Origin of the sequence: Corynebacterium sp., assembly GCF_022712195.1 — a bacterium.
Lineage (GTDB): Bacteria > Actinomycetota > Actinomycetes > Mycobacteriales > Mycobacteriaceae > Corynebacterium.
This window is the reverse complement of the sequence record NZ_JALAGY010000058.1, coordinates 1-13,833: the sequence shown is the minus strand read 5'-3', so window position 1 is coordinate 13,833 and position 13,833 is coordinate 1. Positions and strand designations below refer to the sequence as shown.

Below are 13,833 nucleotides of genomic sequence, written 5' to 3'. Positions count from 1 at the left end.
TGCGTCTACACCTGCGGGGTGCCGAGAGCGGAGAGCAGCTGCTCGGGTTCGTGGGTGGACACGAGCCAGTAGGGGGTGGGGTCGTCCGGGTCGTCGAGCACCAGCATCGCCATGGACGGGATCCAGGGGCGGTGGTACACGAAGGCGGCGGGGTCGAGCTGCCTGCCCATCGCGGCGCTGCGGGCAGTGGGCGGGACGGGGAGACTGCGGCTGACGACCGACGTCGGCAGGGAGGCTTCCCCGGCGCGCAGCCAGGTCTCGCCGTCGGCATCACGCTCGACGATGAGCTCGTTGCTCGACAGGTGGATCAGCGCCCAGACCACAGCACCCAGGACGAGGAGCCCGACGACGACCCCCCAGTACCACTCCCGGCTCATCTGACCCTGGAATCCGATCAGCGTGCTCAGCCCCAGTCCGATCAGCCACCAGGACATCGGGACACGTTGACGCTCGCGGTAGAGCACGCCCGGACCGGTCACCCCGGACCGGGTCTCTCCGGAATCCTGTGGCACGTCGTCTCCTGTCACCTCGGGCTCACTCACGGTCCCTTAGTCTAACCTGCGGGCGCTTCCGCCAGTAACCGGGAGCCGCCGGTAGACTCCGTGACCATGACTGACAGTCTCCACACACCGTTGCGCATCGTGCGACTTGACCCGGACCTGCCGTTGCCGACGCGGGCCCACCCCAGCGACGCGGGTCTTGACCTGCACTCCGCCGAAGACGTCACCCTGGCGCCCGGTCAACGGGCACTGGTGGGCACCGGCATCGCCGTCGCGCTGCCGCACGGCACCGTCGGACTGGTCCACCCCCGCAGCGGGCTCGCATGGAAGAAGGGGGTCTCCATCGTGAACGCCCCCGGGACCGTCGACGCGGACTACCGTGGCGAGGTGAAGGTCTGTCTGATCAACCTGGACCCCGAGGTCCCGGCGACGGTGAACCGTGGTGATCGCATCGCCCAGTTCCTGGTGCAGGAGGTCTCCCTCTGCGAGGTGGAGGAGGTGCCCGACATCGCTGAACTGGGCGGCACGGCCCGGGGCGCCGGTGGTCACGGCTCGACCGGCGTCTGAACCGCCCCCGACAACGCCTGAGACACCCCGACCTACCCCGAGACCGACCCCGATCGACCCCGATAAGCGAGGAGCAACCGACCCATGTGGCCCTTCAGCAAGAAGAACAGCGGTGCCGACGCCGGCACCGGTGAGAACCGCCCGTCCGTCTCGCCCGGCCCGGACGCCGCGACCGACAGCAGCACCGGTGACGCGTCGGCACCCCCGGCCACCCCGGCGGAGACGGATGCGCGGGACGCCTCCGGCGCTCCGGAGGCGTCGGACCGTGATCGGGCGCCGCAGCCGGTCTACGACCCGGTGAACGGGGACTTCGGTCCCTTCGACGGGGACAGCGTGGACTACACCACCTTCGACTACTCGGACTTCGCCAAGAGCGGACTGGACCTCGGCTCACTGCGGGTGCCGGTGCCGCACAACGGTGAGGTGCAGGTGGAGATGGGCCCCAAGGGCCCGCAGATGATTCACATCCTCACCCCGTACGGCCGCCTGACCCCGGTGGCGCTCGCGGCTCCGCGGTCCGGGCGTCAGTGGGAGGAGAACATCCCCGAGGTCACCAAGGGGATGACCGCGGACGGACTCGAGGTTCGGCTGGGGGAGAGTCTCTGGGGCACCGAGATCATCGGCACGATGAAGGCCGGAACCATGCGCGTGGTGGGGGTCGACGGGCCCCGGTGGATGCTGAGGATGACCTTGGCGGGCCCGGCCGACAAGGCCGACCAGCTCGCCGAACTGGCCTACGAGGTCATCTCCCGGACCTTCGTCTACCGTGGCGACGAACCGCTGCCGGCGGGCCAGTCGCTCCCGGTCACCATCCCGGCCGCGATGGCCGAGGAGCTGCGGAAGGTCGTCGAGCAGCGGCAGAAGGAGCAGCAGAGCCAGCAGGGGAATCCGGTGGGGAATCCGGCAGGGAATTCGGGGGACGGCGAGTGACCGACGACGTGCGCTCCGTGGAGCCGGCCGGTCCGGAGAACACCGCCGGGGCCGACCAGGCCGCCACGCCGACTGTGCTGGAGCAGCTCGGTGGGCTGTCGGGGCTCGTCGCCTCGGTGCTTCCTGTGCTGGTGCTGGTACCGGTGAACTCCAGGTGGGGGCTGGCGCCCGCGCTTGTCGCCGCGGTGGCGGTGTCGGTGCTTGTCTTCCTGTGGCGCCTCGCACGCAAGGAGACCCTGATGCCCGCGGTCTCCGGACTTTTGGGGGTCGGGATCTGCGCGGTGATCGCCTGGCTGCTCGGCGACGCCAAGGGCTACTTCGCCTACGGTATCTGGTACTCCCTGGCCGCCGGCGTCGTCTTCCTGGTGTCGATCGTGGTTCGCTGGCCACTTGTCGCGGTGATCTGGCACGGGGTCAACGGTTCGGGGCACCGCTGGCGGGGAAACCGGCTCGCGGTACGGGTCTACAGCGTCGCCACCTTCGCCTGGTCCGTGGTCTTCCTCGGGCGTTTCGCCGTCCAGCGGTGGCTCTACGTCCAGGATGACGCGGTCGGTGCACTCGGAGTGGCCCGTATCATCATGGGACTTCCGTTGACGGCCGTGGTGGTGCTGGTGACGGTCTGGGCGGTCCGCAAGGCCAACGCCTCTGAGCGGGCCGCATGACCGGGCGCGTCGACATCCTCGGACCGGCCCACGGTGGCAGCGGCGTGGCACGGGTGGACGGGCAGGTGATGTTCGTCCGTGGTGCGCTGCCCGGCGAGAAGGGGGTGCCCGTCCGTGTCGACGAGCCCTCGCCCGGCAGGCGCTTCCTCACCGCCTCGGTGACCGACCCGGCGGCGATCGCCGAGGCGTCGCCGCACCGGGTGGCGGCGCGGTGTCCCGCCGCCGCGGCGGGGGCGGGGTGCTGCGACCTCGACCACGTCGACCGGGACGGCTCACTGGCGTTCAAGACGCAGGTCGTGACCGAGCAGTTCCAGCGCATCGGGCGGGTCGATCTGGGGGCACTCCGGGACGGTGCGGGACCGGAGAGCCGGTCGTTGGAGCCGTTCACCGGCTACCGCACGCGGGTCCGGCTCGGTGTCGACGACGCCGGTCGCGCGGGCCTGCGTGAACGCAACGGGTCCGGGGTTGTCGCACTGGACGGAAACGGCTGTGCCCAGTGGGCACCGGGCCTCGCGGAGGGCCTGTCGGAGGAACTCGCGGGGTATGACCTGACCCCGGGCGCCGAGGTGTGTGTTGCCCTGGGAGACGACGGCGTCCGAGGCGTCGTGGAGGTGCCGCCGGTGCCCCGTGCCGGCCGGAGACGCAGAGGGCGGGCGGCAAAGTGGGGACCGGGCCAGGCCCGGCGCCCGGTGCGCAGGCGTGTCCTCGGTGGAACCGGTGAGGTCGTCCGTACCGTCGCCGGGGTGTCCTGGCGGGTGCCTGTCGAGGCGTTCTGGCAGGCGCATCAGGGGGCGGCGGAGATGTATTCCGGGTGGGTCCGGGAGAACACCCCGTCCGCAGATGGGCTGGCCTGGGACCTCTACGGCGGTGCCGGCGTGTTCGCCGCCGCGCTGACCGACGCCGCACCGGGTATCGCGGTGGACTGCGTGGACATCGCGTCCCCCGCCACCGCTGCGGGACGGGAGAGCCTGGCGGGCCGGGACGTCCGGTTCGTCACCGGGGATGTCGCCGAGAGCACCGGCGGCCTGCGCGGTGCGGCTCCAGGCAGTGGGCCGCTGTCGGTGGTCGTGCTGGACCCGCCGCGCACCGGGGCCGGGGCGAAGGTCGTCGAGGCCGTCGCAGGCCACCGTCCGGGGACGGTGCTGCACATCGGCTGTGACCCGGCGACCGCGGCCAGGGACGCCGCGGCCTTCGCCCGGCACGGTTACCACCCGGACTCGGCCACTGTCGTCGACGCCTTCGGGCTGACCCACCACGTCGAGGTTCTCGTCCGGTACGTCCGGCGGGACGACGACGACGGGGAACCCCTCGGTCACACGCGGTAATGAGGTCCGATGACGTGAACGCGGTGAAGGACCGTAAGATAGACGGAGTGCCTGTGACTCAGGCGGCAAGAACGAAGCGTAGGTTGTCGTACCCCGGCACCGGTCTCCCCACCACGGGCGCCGGTACGGGGGAAGACAGGGACGGAGAAGAGAGAACGGGCATGTCGATTCTTGAACAGATATCGTCACCGGCGGACCTCCGGACGCTGACTCCAGGACAACTGGAAACCCTGGCAGGTGAGATCAGGGAGTTCCTCATCGAGAAGGTGTCGGCGACCGGTGGTCACCTTGGCCCGAACCTCGGCGTCGTCGAGTTGACGATCGCGCTCCACCGGGTGTTCGACTCGCCGGTGGACCCGATCATCTTCGACACCGGCCACCAGTCCTACGTCCACAAGATCCTCACCGGGCGTCGGAACCTCTTCGACACGCTGCGGCAGCGCGACGGGCTGTCAGGCTACCCGGACCGGGCGGAGAGCCCGCACGACTGGACCGAGTCCTCCCATGCGTCGGCCTCGTTGTCCTACGCCGACGGGCTGGCCAAGGCCTTCGAGCTGACCGGCCAGAGCGAACGCAGGGTCGCCGCCGTCATCGGTGACGGTGCGCTCACCGGCGGTATGGCCTGGGAGGCCTTGAACAACATAGCCGAAGGCAAGGAACGCCCCTTGACCGTGATCGTCAACGACAACGGCAGGTCGTATTCACCGACCATCGGCGGTCTGGCGCACTCCCTGGCCGGGATGCGCATGCAGCCGGCCTACGACAAGGTCATGGAGCAGGGGAAGAACTCGCTGGGCCGCCTCGGCGCCGTCGGAGAGCACGCCTTCAAGCTGCTGCACAGTTTCAAGGAGGGGGTCAAGCATGCGGTCATCCCGCAGGAGCTGTTCAGCAACCTCGGCCTGAAGTACGTGGGGCCGGTCGACGGCCACGACATCCGTGCCGTGGAGGCGGCCCTGACCTACGCCCGGGACTACGGTGGTCCGATCATCGTGCACATCGTCACCAAGAAGGGCAACGGCTACGCCCCGGCGGAGAACGACGAAGCCGACCAGATGCACTCCACCGGTGTCATCGACCCGCTGACCGGCCGGGCGGTGCAGGTCAGCGCCCGCGGCTGGACCGACGTCTTCGCCGAGGAGCTCATCGAGATCGGCCGTCGTCGGGAGGACGTCGTCGCCATCACCGCGGCGATGGCGGGGCCCACCGGACTCACCCGGTTCGCCGAGGTGTTCCCGGAGCGGACATTCGACGTCGGCATCGCCGAACAGCATGCGGTGACCTCTGCGGCGGGTCTCGCCCTCGGTGGCCTGCACCCGGTCGTCGCCGTGTACTCGACTTTCCTCAACCGGGCCTTCGACCAGATGCTGATGGACGTGGCGCTGCTGCACATGCCGGTGACCTTCGTCCTGGACCGTGCCGGTGTCACCGGCTCCGACGGCGCAAGCCACAACGGGATGTGGGACCTGTCGATCACCGGTGTCGTGCCGGGGATCCGGGTCGCCGCCCCGCGTGACGGGACGCGCCTCGTCGAGGCCCTGGACCGGTGCGTCGCGGTGTCGGACGGCCCGTCGGTGGTCAGGTTCTCCAAGGGGGCGGTCCCGCCGGACGTGCCGGCCGTGGAATCCTGTGCGGACTACGACGTACTGGTCTCCCCGCAGGAGCAGGTCGTCCCCTCCGCCGACACGCTGCGGGTCCTGGTGGTCAACTACGGCCCGCTGACCGCACAGTCGCTGGCCGCCGCTGGGGCACTCGCGGCTGACGGCCACGAGGTGAGCGTGATCGACCCGGTGTGGGTCACCCCGGTGGCGCCCTCGGTCGTCGACCGTGTCAGGGAGGCCGACCTGGTGGTCACTGTCGAGGACAACGGCGTCCACGGCGGGGCGGGCCAGATGCTCGCCCGTGCCGCGTCGGAGGCCGCGGTCTCCACACCGGTGCGTTACCTCGGCATCGACCAGCGCTTCCTTGCCCACGGTTCACGCAACGAGGTGCTCGCTGAGCTGGGACTGGACACCGACTCCGTGGTAGAGCGGGTCCGGCGGTGGGCAGCACTCGAGGTCCGCCGGCGTAGCGGGGCGTCCGACCTCAGCTGACGGGGGCGCCCGGCTCGTCCGCGAGGACGGGCAGGAACGCGTCGATGAGCAGGTCGCACTGCCACCGTCGGCAGCCGGTCGCCTCGAGGGCGCTGCCCAGCATCTCCTCCAGCCTGCTGACGGGATCAGCGACAGAGTCTGCCGAGGGGCCGTGCAACGCGCAGGAGACGTCCCACGCCACCGCGCGCAGGCCCCGCACCGTCAGAAGGTCCTCGGCACGGATCCCGGTCCGGGTGGAGACGCCGGACAGCGATGCACGGAACCCCTCCGACAGGCGGTGGGCGACCGGGTGGTCACGTTCCCAGGTGCGGTGGTCGGGCCGGCCCCCCGAGGTCCTCGGGCGGTCGGGCAGGGTCGACGCGTCCGCCGTCACAGCTTCGCGAACCGCCGTGGAGAGTACTGTGGTCAGTTCGCGTGCCACGGCCTTGCCCCGCGACGAGCGGGCCAGGCGGGACGCCCCGGAGACCTCCCGGCCGAGTCGCCGGTCCGCCTGACCGGGCTGCTGGGCGAGGTCGAGGATCGACGAGCTGCGCAGCACATGCTCCGGCGGCACGTCCCTGGCACGGGCCACGGAGGTCCGGGCGGCGACGAGCCGGCGCACGACCTCCAGCCCCCGGGGGTCCCGGACATGGCCGATGCCCCGGAGTCGACGCCAGTCGGGCTCCGGAACGGGGAAGGACCAGGCGGCGCGGACGTGCTCGCACTCCTGGCGGTACCAGTCACCGCGGCCGAGGGCCTCGAGCCGCGACAGGGTGACGTCACGCAGCTCGATGAGCAGTTCCACGTCCAGCGCGGCATAGGACAGCATGGCGTCCGGGATGGGCCGGGCCGACCAGTCCTCGCGCCCCTTGTCCTTGGCCACCGTCACCCCGAGGAACTCCTCCAGCATGCCGGCCAGGCCGATCTGGCCGTAGCCGAGCAGCCGCCCGGCGATCTGGGTGTCGTGGAGTTCAGGGGTGGTCCAGCCCAGCGACGTCAGTGCGGGCAGGTCACTGTGTGCGGCGTGCAGGATCCACGGGGTCCCGTCCATCAGGGGTGCCAGGATCTCCCCGGCCTCCGGTACCGCGGCGGGGTCCACCAGGTGAGTGCCCGCGCCTTCCCGGCGCAGTTGCACCAGGAAGGCACGGTCGTTGAAGCGGAAGCCTGACGCGCGCTCCGTGTCGACGGCGACGGGGCCGCGCCCGCGGGAGAGCGACTCGGTGACGGCCCGGACCGACGCCGTGGTGTCGGACAGGGCGGGCACGCCGCCGCGGGGGGAGGAGAGGTGTTCAGCCACAGCAGTCACCTTACCGACTGCGGAGGGAGGTCACTCCTTCGGGAGGAAGACCGGCGACATTGGCCAGCACCTTGGAGAAGGCGGTGACGTGTCCGGCGAGGTCGACGTCGTCGGCGGTCCAGGACGCCCGCATCTCCAGCTGGAAGGCGTTGGCCGGTCCGCCGATGTCACCGAACCTGCTGGAGGCCGTGGCGGTGACGGTGCCCCCGAGGTCGCTGAAGGAGTTCCCCGCCAACCCCTCGGTCAGCCAGTCCCAGGCGACCTCGGGGAGCAGGGGGTCCTCGGCGACCGCGGAGTCGAGGTCGGCCTGGATGTAGGCGACCAGCTTCATCATCCCCGGCCCCTCGGCGCCGCGGGGGTCGTGGAGGAGGATGAGCCTGCCGAAGGCGTCTCCGTCGGAGTCTGTGGGCACGGCGGCTTCCCCACCGTCGTGCCCGACAACCCCGGGGGTGGCGGCTCCGCCCTGTAATCGGTCGACCTCCAGGCCGATCGCATGGCTGTAGGGGGCGAGTTTCCGTGGCGGACGGATGTCGGTCACGGTGATGCCGCTGCGGACCGGTGCAGCGTGCATGGAGGTGACCGCCTCCCGGAACGGGCCGGGAACAGCCGCCGTGCCGTCGGCCGTCGCAGCCGGACCCGGTGTACCTGTCGTCTCTGAATCAACGCTCACAGGGGTCAACATAACCGTCGGTCGCCGGCATGTGGTGCAGGCGCGCCGTCGCTGCTCCACTTCACCGTCGGACTGGCATAATCTGGAGACATGGTTGACCAGAATCCGTCCCCGGTCGGCACCGCCGATCTCCGTCCGACTGAAGAGGCGGTCGTCGCGGCACGATCCGCCCGTCGCGCCTCCTCCGACGCCCCCCTGCTGGCGGCGGTGCGGGGCGACACCCCCTCCCGTCGTCCGGTGTGGATGATGCGTCAGGCCGGCCGGTCGCTGCCCGAGTACCGCGAGATCCGCAGGGACGTCGGGATGCTCGACTCCTGTTTCCGCCCGGACCTGCTCGCGGAGATCACCCTGCAGCCGGTGCGCCGCCATGACGCGGACGCCGCCATCCTCTTCTCCGACATCGTCGTGCCGCTGAAGGCCGCCGGGGTGGGCGTCGACATCGTCGCCGGACGTGGGCCCGTGCTGGAGTCGCCGGTGCGTACGGCCGAGGCCGTGGACGCCCTGCCCGTCGTCGATCCGTCCCAGCTCGGTGCCGTCGTGGAGGGGATCGCCGGGATCCTCGGGGAACTGCGCGACGACCAGGTGCTCATCGGCTTCGCCGGGGCGCCGTTCACCCTGGCGTCCTACCTGATCGAGGGGGGCCCGTCGAAGAACCACGGTGTGACCAAGGCGATGATGTACTCGCAGCCGCAGCTGTGGCACGCCCTGATGGAGAAACTGACACCCACGGTGGTGCGGTTCCTGCAGGTGCAGATCGAGGCGGGGGCGGACGCCGTCCAGCTCTTCGACTCCTGGGCCGGATTCCTCAGTCTGCGTGACTACCGGGAGTTCGTCGCACCGTACTCGCGCCGGATCATCGACGCGGTACGACCCTACGGGGTCCCGGTGACCCACTTCGGTGTGAACACCGGGGAGCTGCTCGGTGAGATGGCCGCGGTGGGCCCGGACGTCATCGGTGTGGACTGGAAGACCCCGTTGGACGTCGCGGCCCGGCGTGTCACCGCCTCCCTGACCGACGCCCACGCAGCCGGGGACCAGCGGGTGCCGGCCGGACGGTGTGTCCGGGCGATCCAGGGCAACCTGGACCCGGCGATCCTCCTGGCCGGGCCGGACGTCATCAGCGAGCAGGTCGCGCGGGTCTGCGGGGAGGCCGACCGGGCCGTGGCCGCCGGTGACGCCGTCGGGCACATCTTCAACCTCGGGCACGGTGTCCTCCCCGAGACCGACCCGGACGCGATCACCAGGGCATTCGCGGAGGTGCACGGACAGTGACGGACACCGGGCAGACCACCGGACCACGCGTCGCCGTGATCGGCGGCGGCGTGTCGGGCATGTTCGCCGCCTGGGAACTGCGGCGTCGGCTCGGTCCCGGGGCGCAGATCCTCGTCCTCGAGGCGTACGGCAGGTTGGGAGGCAAGCTCAAGACCGTGGACTTCGCCACCGGTCCGGTGGACATGGGGGCCGAGGCTTTCCTGACCCGACACACCGGGATGGCGCAGCTTGTCGGGGACCTCGGTCTCGGCGATGAGCTGCGCACACCCTCGGGCGCCCCGAGTGCGTTCCTGGTCGACGGCGAGCTCGTCGACATTCCGCCGGCCACCGTCATGGGGATCCCGGCCACCGGCGAGGACGTCGCCGGGGTGCTCAGTGACCGTGGACGGCGGGCGGTGGACGCCGAACGCGAGGGAGCCCCCCTGCCGTGGGTGGTCGGCGACGACGTGAACGTCGGCGAGCTGGTTCGTCGACGGTACTGTGACGAGGTCGTCGAGCGGCTGGTGTCGCCGATGCTGGGCGGGGTGTACTCCTGCTCGGCGGACGACCTCGGTCTCCGGGCGACCGTCCCGGCGGTCGCGGAGGCGATGGACGACCTGGCCGCCAGGGGAGAGGACGTCCACCTGTCCACGGCCGTCGCCGAGGCACGGGCGTTGCGGGCGGCCGCCTCCGGTGAGGCCGCCGGACCGGCGTTCAACTCACTGGCCTCGGGCTACCGCACGCTGATCACCCGTCTGGTGGAGCTGTCGGGTGCGGACATCCACGTCGACACCCAGGTGGAGGAGATCGGACGGCTCAACGGCCGGATCTACCTGGAGCCGGTCGGCACGGTGGACGCCGTGGTCGTGGCCACTCCTGCTCCGACCGCCTCTGTGCTGCTCGAGGACCTCGTCCCCGATGCGGCGGACATCCTCGGAGGTGTCGAGCTGGCCAGCTCGGTGGTGGTCGGCATGAGCTACTCCGGCACGGACGGCCCCGTGGGGCTGCCGGAACGCTCGGGCATCCTCATCGGCGAGGACGGGCCCACGCACGCCAAGGCCTTCACCTTCTCCTCCCGTAAGTGGCCGCACCTGGGTGAGCATCTCGGCGCAGGCGGCGGCTTCGTGCGCGCCAGTTTCGGAACGTACCGGGACCCCGGACTCCTCGACGCCGACGACGAGACTCTGGTGGACTACGCCGTCGAGGACCTGGCGCAGGTCACCGGAGTCACCCGTCGGCCCAGCGAGACTTTCGTGCAGCGGTGGTGGGGTGGCCTCCCCGTCTACGGGGTGGGCCACACCGAGCTCATGGGAGTCGCCGAGGCGGCGGTGGGCGAGGTTCCGCGGATCGCGGTGGCAGGTGCCTACCTGCGGGGCGTGGGAGTGCCGGCGTGCGCGGAGAGCGGTCGGTCGGCGGCCCGCAAGATCGCGGACGAGCTTTGACGAGCTCTGACAGCAACCCGGGCCCCGGCGTTCCCGCCCGCCGGAGGCCAGCGGCCCTCAGTGGCTAAGATCGGCGGGGAGACATTCAGACAGGTCGACGGACAAGGACAGGTGGACGGACAGCATGGCGAAGCTCGATTTCAGGGAGCTCAACGAGAAACTGCAGTACACGATGTGGTCGGTGTTCACCGTCCGCAACGGTGAGCTGCCGGACGACGGGGAGGCCCGGGCGGCCGCCGCCGCGGACCTGGAGGCGTTCCTCGCGTCCTTCGACGACGAGGAGCTCACCGTCCGGGGCGTCTACGACCTCACCGGGCAGCGTGCGGAAGCGGACATCATGATCTGGTGGCACGCGGAGAAGTTCGAGGACCTGCAGCGGGCCTACCGCCGATTCCTCCGAGAGACCACGGTGGGCCGGTGCTGCGACGGCTACTGGTCGAACTCCGCCCTGCACCGACCCGCCGAGTTCAACAAGTCACACCTGCCGTCGTTCATCATGGGGGAGGATCCCGGCGACTGGGTCGCGGTGTACCCGTTCGTGCGCTCCTACGAGTGGTACCTCCTGCCCGACAAGGAGCGTCGGACGATCCTCGCCGAGCACGGCATGGCTGCGCGTGGCTTCGACGAGGTGCGGGCGAACACGGTCCCGGCCTTCGCCCTGGGCGACTACGAGTGGATCCTCGCCTTCGAGAGCCCGACGTTGGACCGCATCGTCGACCTTATGTACAAGATGCGCTACACCGAGGCCCGACGGCACGTCCGCGAGGAGGTGCCCTTCTTCACCGGGCGCCGGGTCAACGGGGACGCCGCCGAGCTCTCCGCCTTCATCGCCGAACTGCCCTGACGGTCAGTCTTCCCTGAGCCGCAGGGCGATCCCGTTGATGCAGTAACGCAGGTCGGTGGGGGTGTCGTACCCCTCGCCCTCGAAGACGTGGCCGAGGTGGCCGCCACAGGTGGCGCAGACGACCTCGGTCCGCCTGGTGCCCAGTGAGTCGTCCACCCGTGTCTCGACCGCGTCGGAGTCCGCGGGGTCGAAGAAGGACGGCCAGCCGCAGTGGGAGTGGAACTTCTCGGTGGAGCGGAAGAGCTCTGTACCGCAGCCGCGGCACAGGTAGACGCCTTCGGCCTCGGAGTCGGTGTACTCACTGGTGTAGGGCCGCTCCGTGGCGGAGTTCCGCAGGACCTGGAACTCCTCCGGCGACAGGCGTTCACGCCACTGGTCGTCGGTGAGTGCGGAGAAGTCCTCGAGCGGACGGACGTCGGGCCGGTTCTCGGTCATCGCGGTTACCTCTGTTCCCGTTGGTGTTCCTCGGTTGTCTCTTGTGCCGCCGTGACGGCACCCCCGCGGTGCTGCCGTCGCCAGTCGGTGACGAGCCAGACGACCACTGTCGTCGCCGCCGTGAGGACGATCAGTCCCCAGCCGACGGTCCCGCGGGTGTACTCGACGATACGCCCCGGCCACTCCCACCGGTCGGAGTTCCAGGAGTCGCCGGACATGCACCAGTAGACGCCGATCCAGGTGACCGGGTTGTGCATCACCGACAGCCGGCAGAAGACCGTGAAGATCATCGGCAGCAGCATCATGGAGTAGTACATCTGGCCGAGTGAACTGACCAGGAATACCCCGGTCATCAGGATGCCGGTGGTGGTCGACGCCCACATCAGCGGGTCGGAGTTCCGCCACCGCAGCAGTCCGAGAACGGCGACGGCGACGGCGAGCGCGCTGAGGCCCCGCAGGGTCAGGATGAACCAGTCGCCCATCCCGAAGTAGACCCCCACACCGGAGATCGAGGAGTTCGCGTAGTCGCGTACCTCGCTGAGGTAGGGCATCAGCTTGTCGAAGTAGTCGGCGGGCTGGTTCATCAGTGGCCAGGCGGCGAGGTTGAACACCACCGGGACGGCGACGGCGGAGGCCAGCGCCGTCCACTGCCGCTTCACCAGCGGGAGGAACAGCAGGACGGCGAACTGGGGTTTGACGGTGACCGCCAGGCCGACCGCGATGCCGGCGAGCACGGCCGCTGCGGTACTGCGGGTGCCCGTCCCCGCCCCGAACCGCCAGGAGACGTCGCCGGACCCGACGAGCAGCAGCCAGAGGAAGACGACTTCGACGAGCAAAAGCACGCCGTTGACGTTGGAGAACAGCAGGGTGTTGGTCACCGACTCCGTGGAGAAGACAAGGAAGGCGGCGACAGGGAGGACGGGCCCGGTGAGCGGACGCCTGGCCAGTTTCGTCAGGACGGCCAGGGCCAGGAACACCGCCGCCCCGTTGGCGAAGATGAACAGGATCCGGCCTGCGTCCCAGGACGGAAGCAGGGCCAGTGGGCTGAGCAGGAGTGTTCCGCCGGGGGAGTAGAGGTAGTGGGGGTCGACGAAACTGTAGTTCTCGTCGTAGACGGGCACGCCGTCGAGGAACCGGTGGAGGGCGTTCCAGACCGTGGTGAAGTCGTCGGTGGGGTGGTTGTTCTGCGGGTGCAGGAACATCCGGTGGAGCATGGTGAAGAAGGCCAGTGGCCAGGCGGCCATGGTGAGGGCGCCTGCGGGGGTGCGGAGATAACCGGACAGTCTGCCGTAGCGGCCGGTACGGGTGCTGTCGGTGTCTGTGGCGCCTGGTGTGGCACCGCCCGGGGTCATCTGTGCAGTCACTGTGCGAATTCTAGTGACTGTCCGGCGGAAACGGTGGACCGCCACGCGTCCCTCCCGTCTGACGGGGCGGGCGTGCGGACACGGCGAAGGGCCCACCGACGGTGGTCGGTGGGCCCTTCGTGAGTGGAGCGGATGACGAGACTCGAACTCGCGACCCTAACCTTGGCAAGGTTATGCGCTACCAACTGCGCTACATCCGCATTGTCCTGCTGTTGAGCAGCCCCGTGGGGGACTGTCCGTGCGCGATACTGGGATCGAACCAGTGACCTCTTCCGTGTCAGGGAAGCGCTCTCCCGCTGAGCTAAACGCGCGGGAACTCACACCACGACGACACCGTGAAGGTGCCACCGGGGGAGTGGAGCGGATGACGAGACTCGAACTCGCGACCCTAACCTTGGCAAGGTTATGCGCTACCAACTGCGCTACATCCGCAAGCACCGTGTAGTACCGGTGCGACCCAGAACTCTATAGGTTTCG

Annotated in this window: 13 protein-coding genes and 3 tRNA genes; 8 read left to right on the top strand and 8 right to left on the bottom strand. The window is 69.9% G+C overall.

Annotated features, from left to right (window positions below):
* Nucleotides 1-5 precede the first annotated feature (5 nt).
* Nucleotides 6-512: a DUF3093 domain-containing protein gene (locus tag Q0A34_RS07130; RefSeq protein ID WP_291479350.1), complete on the bottom strand. Its 507-nt coding sequence runs from the start codon at nt 510-512 to the stop codon at nt 6-8.
* 96 nt (nt 513-608) lie between these two features.
* On the opposite strand from Q0A34_RS07130, the gene dut reads away from it, so the two are divergent.
* The 5 genes from dut to dxs all read left to right on the top strand — a co-directional run bounded on the left by dut (nt 609) and on the right by dxs (nt 6,074).
* On the top strand, nt 609-1,067 hold the full coding sequence (gene dut, locus Q0A34_RS07125; protein ID WP_291479305.1) for a dUTP diphosphatase: 459 nt from the start codon (nt 609-611) through the stop codon (nt 1,065-1,067).
* Nucleotides 1,068-1,151: 84 nt separating this feature from the next.
* Nucleotides 1,152-1,997 (top strand): DUF3710 domain-containing protein, encoded by an 846-nt coding sequence (locus Q0A34_RS07120; RefSeq protein ID WP_291479304.1) that lies wholly within the window; start codon nt 1,152-1,154, stop codon nt 1,995-1,997.
* 17 nt (nt 1,998-2,014) lie between these two features.
* On the top strand, nt 2,015-2,659 hold the full coding sequence (locus Q0A34_RS07115) for a DUF3159 domain-containing protein (protein ID WP_291479349.1): 645 nt from the start codon (nt 2,015-2,017) through the stop codon (nt 2,657-2,659).
* A complete protein-coding gene (locus Q0A34_RS07110; RefSeq protein ID WP_291479303.1) occupies nt 2,656-3,984 on the top strand; it encodes a TRAM domain-containing protein in 1,329 nt (442 codons plus the stop codon). Before Q0A34_RS07115 ends, Q0A34_RS07110 begins: the two co-directional genes overlap by 4 nt.
* A 161-nt stretch (nt 3,985-4,145) precedes the next feature.
* Nucleotides 4,146-6,074 (top strand): 1-deoxy-D-xylulose-5-phosphate synthase, encoded by a 1,929-nt coding sequence (gene dxs, locus Q0A34_RS07105; protein WP_291479302.1) that lies wholly within the window; start codon nt 4,146-4,148, stop codon nt 6,072-6,074.
* On the opposite strand, the gene Q0A34_RS07100 is transcribed toward dxs, so the two are convergent.
* Together Q0A34_RS07100 and Q0A34_RS07095 are read right to left on the bottom strand one after the other, a co-directional pair.
* The gene (locus Q0A34_RS07100; RefSeq protein ID WP_291479301.1) at nt 6,067-7,350 is read right to left on the bottom strand and encodes a ribonuclease D; all 1,284 of its coding nucleotides are present in this window, start codon (nt 7,348-7,350) and stop codon (nt 6,067-6,069) included. The genes dxs and Q0A34_RS07100 overlap by 8 nt on opposite strands.
* A 10-nt stretch (nt 7,351-7,360) precedes the next feature.
* Complete coding sequence (locus Q0A34_RS07095; protein WP_291479300.1) at nt 7,361-8,020, bottom strand: DUF3000 domain-containing protein; 660 nt, start codon at nt 8,018-8,020, stop codon at nt 7,361-7,363.
* Between the two features lie 90 nt (nt 8,021-8,110).
* Between Q0A34_RS07095 and hemE the strand changes: the two genes are divergently transcribed.
* The 3 genes from hemE to hemQ all read left to right on the top strand — a co-directional run bounded on the left by hemE (nt 8,111) and on the right by hemQ (nt 11,557).
* Nucleotides 8,111-9,292: a uroporphyrinogen decarboxylase gene (hemE, locus tag Q0A34_RS07090; protein ID WP_291479299.1), complete on the top strand. Its 1,182-nt coding sequence runs from the start codon at nt 8,111-8,113 to the stop codon at nt 9,290-9,292.
* On the top strand, nt 9,289-10,713 hold the full coding sequence (gene hemG / locus Q0A34_RS07085) for a protoporphyrinogen oxidase (RefSeq protein ID WP_291479298.1): 1,425 nt from the start codon (nt 9,289-9,291) through the stop codon (nt 10,711-10,713). Before hemE ends, hemG begins: the two co-directional genes overlap by 4 nt.
* A 124-nt stretch (nt 10,714-10,837) precedes the next feature.
* A complete protein-coding gene (gene hemQ, locus Q0A34_RS07080) occupies nt 10,838-11,557 on the top strand; it encodes a hydrogen peroxide-dependent heme synthase (RefSeq protein ID WP_291479297.1) in 720 nt (239 codons plus the stop codon).
* A gap of 3 nt (nt 11,558-11,560) precedes the next feature.
* Here hemQ and msrB read toward each other — a convergent pair whose 3' ends face one another.
* From msrB to Q0A34_RS07055, 5 genes are all read right to left on the bottom strand, one after another.
* Nucleotides 11,561-11,992, bottom strand: coding sequence for a peptide-methionine (R)-S-oxide reductase MsrB (msrB, locus tag Q0A34_RS07075; protein WP_291479296.1), 432 nt, complete (start codon nt 11,990-11,992; stop codon nt 11,561-11,563).
* A gap of 5 nt (nt 11,993-11,997) precedes the next feature.
* On the bottom strand, nt 11,998-13,356 hold the full coding sequence (locus tag Q0A34_RS07070; RefSeq protein ID WP_291479295.1) for a glycosyltransferase family 87 protein: 1,359 nt from the start codon (nt 13,354-13,356) through the stop codon (nt 11,998-12,000).
* 124 nt (nt 13,357-13,480) lie between these two features.
* Nucleotides 13,481-13,556: transfer RNA gene (locus tag Q0A34_RS07065), tRNA-Gly, on the bottom strand.
* Between the two features lie 39 nt (nt 13,557-13,595).
* Nucleotides 13,596-13,667: transfer RNA gene (locus Q0A34_RS07060), tRNA-Val, on the bottom strand.
* A gap of 45 nt (nt 13,668-13,712) precedes the next feature.
* Nucleotides 13,713-13,788: transfer RNA gene (locus tag Q0A34_RS07055), tRNA-Gly, on the bottom strand.
* Nucleotides 13,789-13,833: the final 45 nt, after the last annotated feature.

Bases quoted from the DNA above. Each gene is read 5' to 3' on its own strand.
- msrB (WP_291479296.1), bottom strand. From the start codon at position 11,992: ATGACCGAGAACCGGCCCGACGTCCGTCCGCTCGAGGACTTCTCCGCA.
- Q0A34_RS07120 (WP_291479304.1), top strand. From the start codon at position 1,152: ATGTGGCCCTTCAGCAAGAAGAACAGCGGTGCCGACGCCGGCACCGGT.
- Q0A34_RS07110 (WP_291479303.1), top strand. From the start codon at position 2,656: ATGACCGGGCGCGTCGACATCCTCGGACCGGCCCACGGTGGCAGCGGC.
- dut (WP_291479305.1), top strand. From the start codon at position 609: ATGACTGACAGTCTCCACACACCGTTGCGCATCGTGCGACTTGACCCG.
- dxs (WP_291479302.1), top strand. From the start codon at position 4,146: ATGTCGATTCTTGAACAGATATCGTCACCGGCGGACCTCCGGACGCTG.
- hemQ (WP_291479297.1), top strand. From the start codon at position 10,838: ATGGCGAAGCTCGATTTCAGGGAGCTCAACGAGAAACTGCAGTACACG.
- hemE (WP_291479299.1), top strand. From the start codon at position 8,111: ATGGTTGACCAGAATCCGTCCCCGGTCGGCACCGCCGATCTCCGTCCG.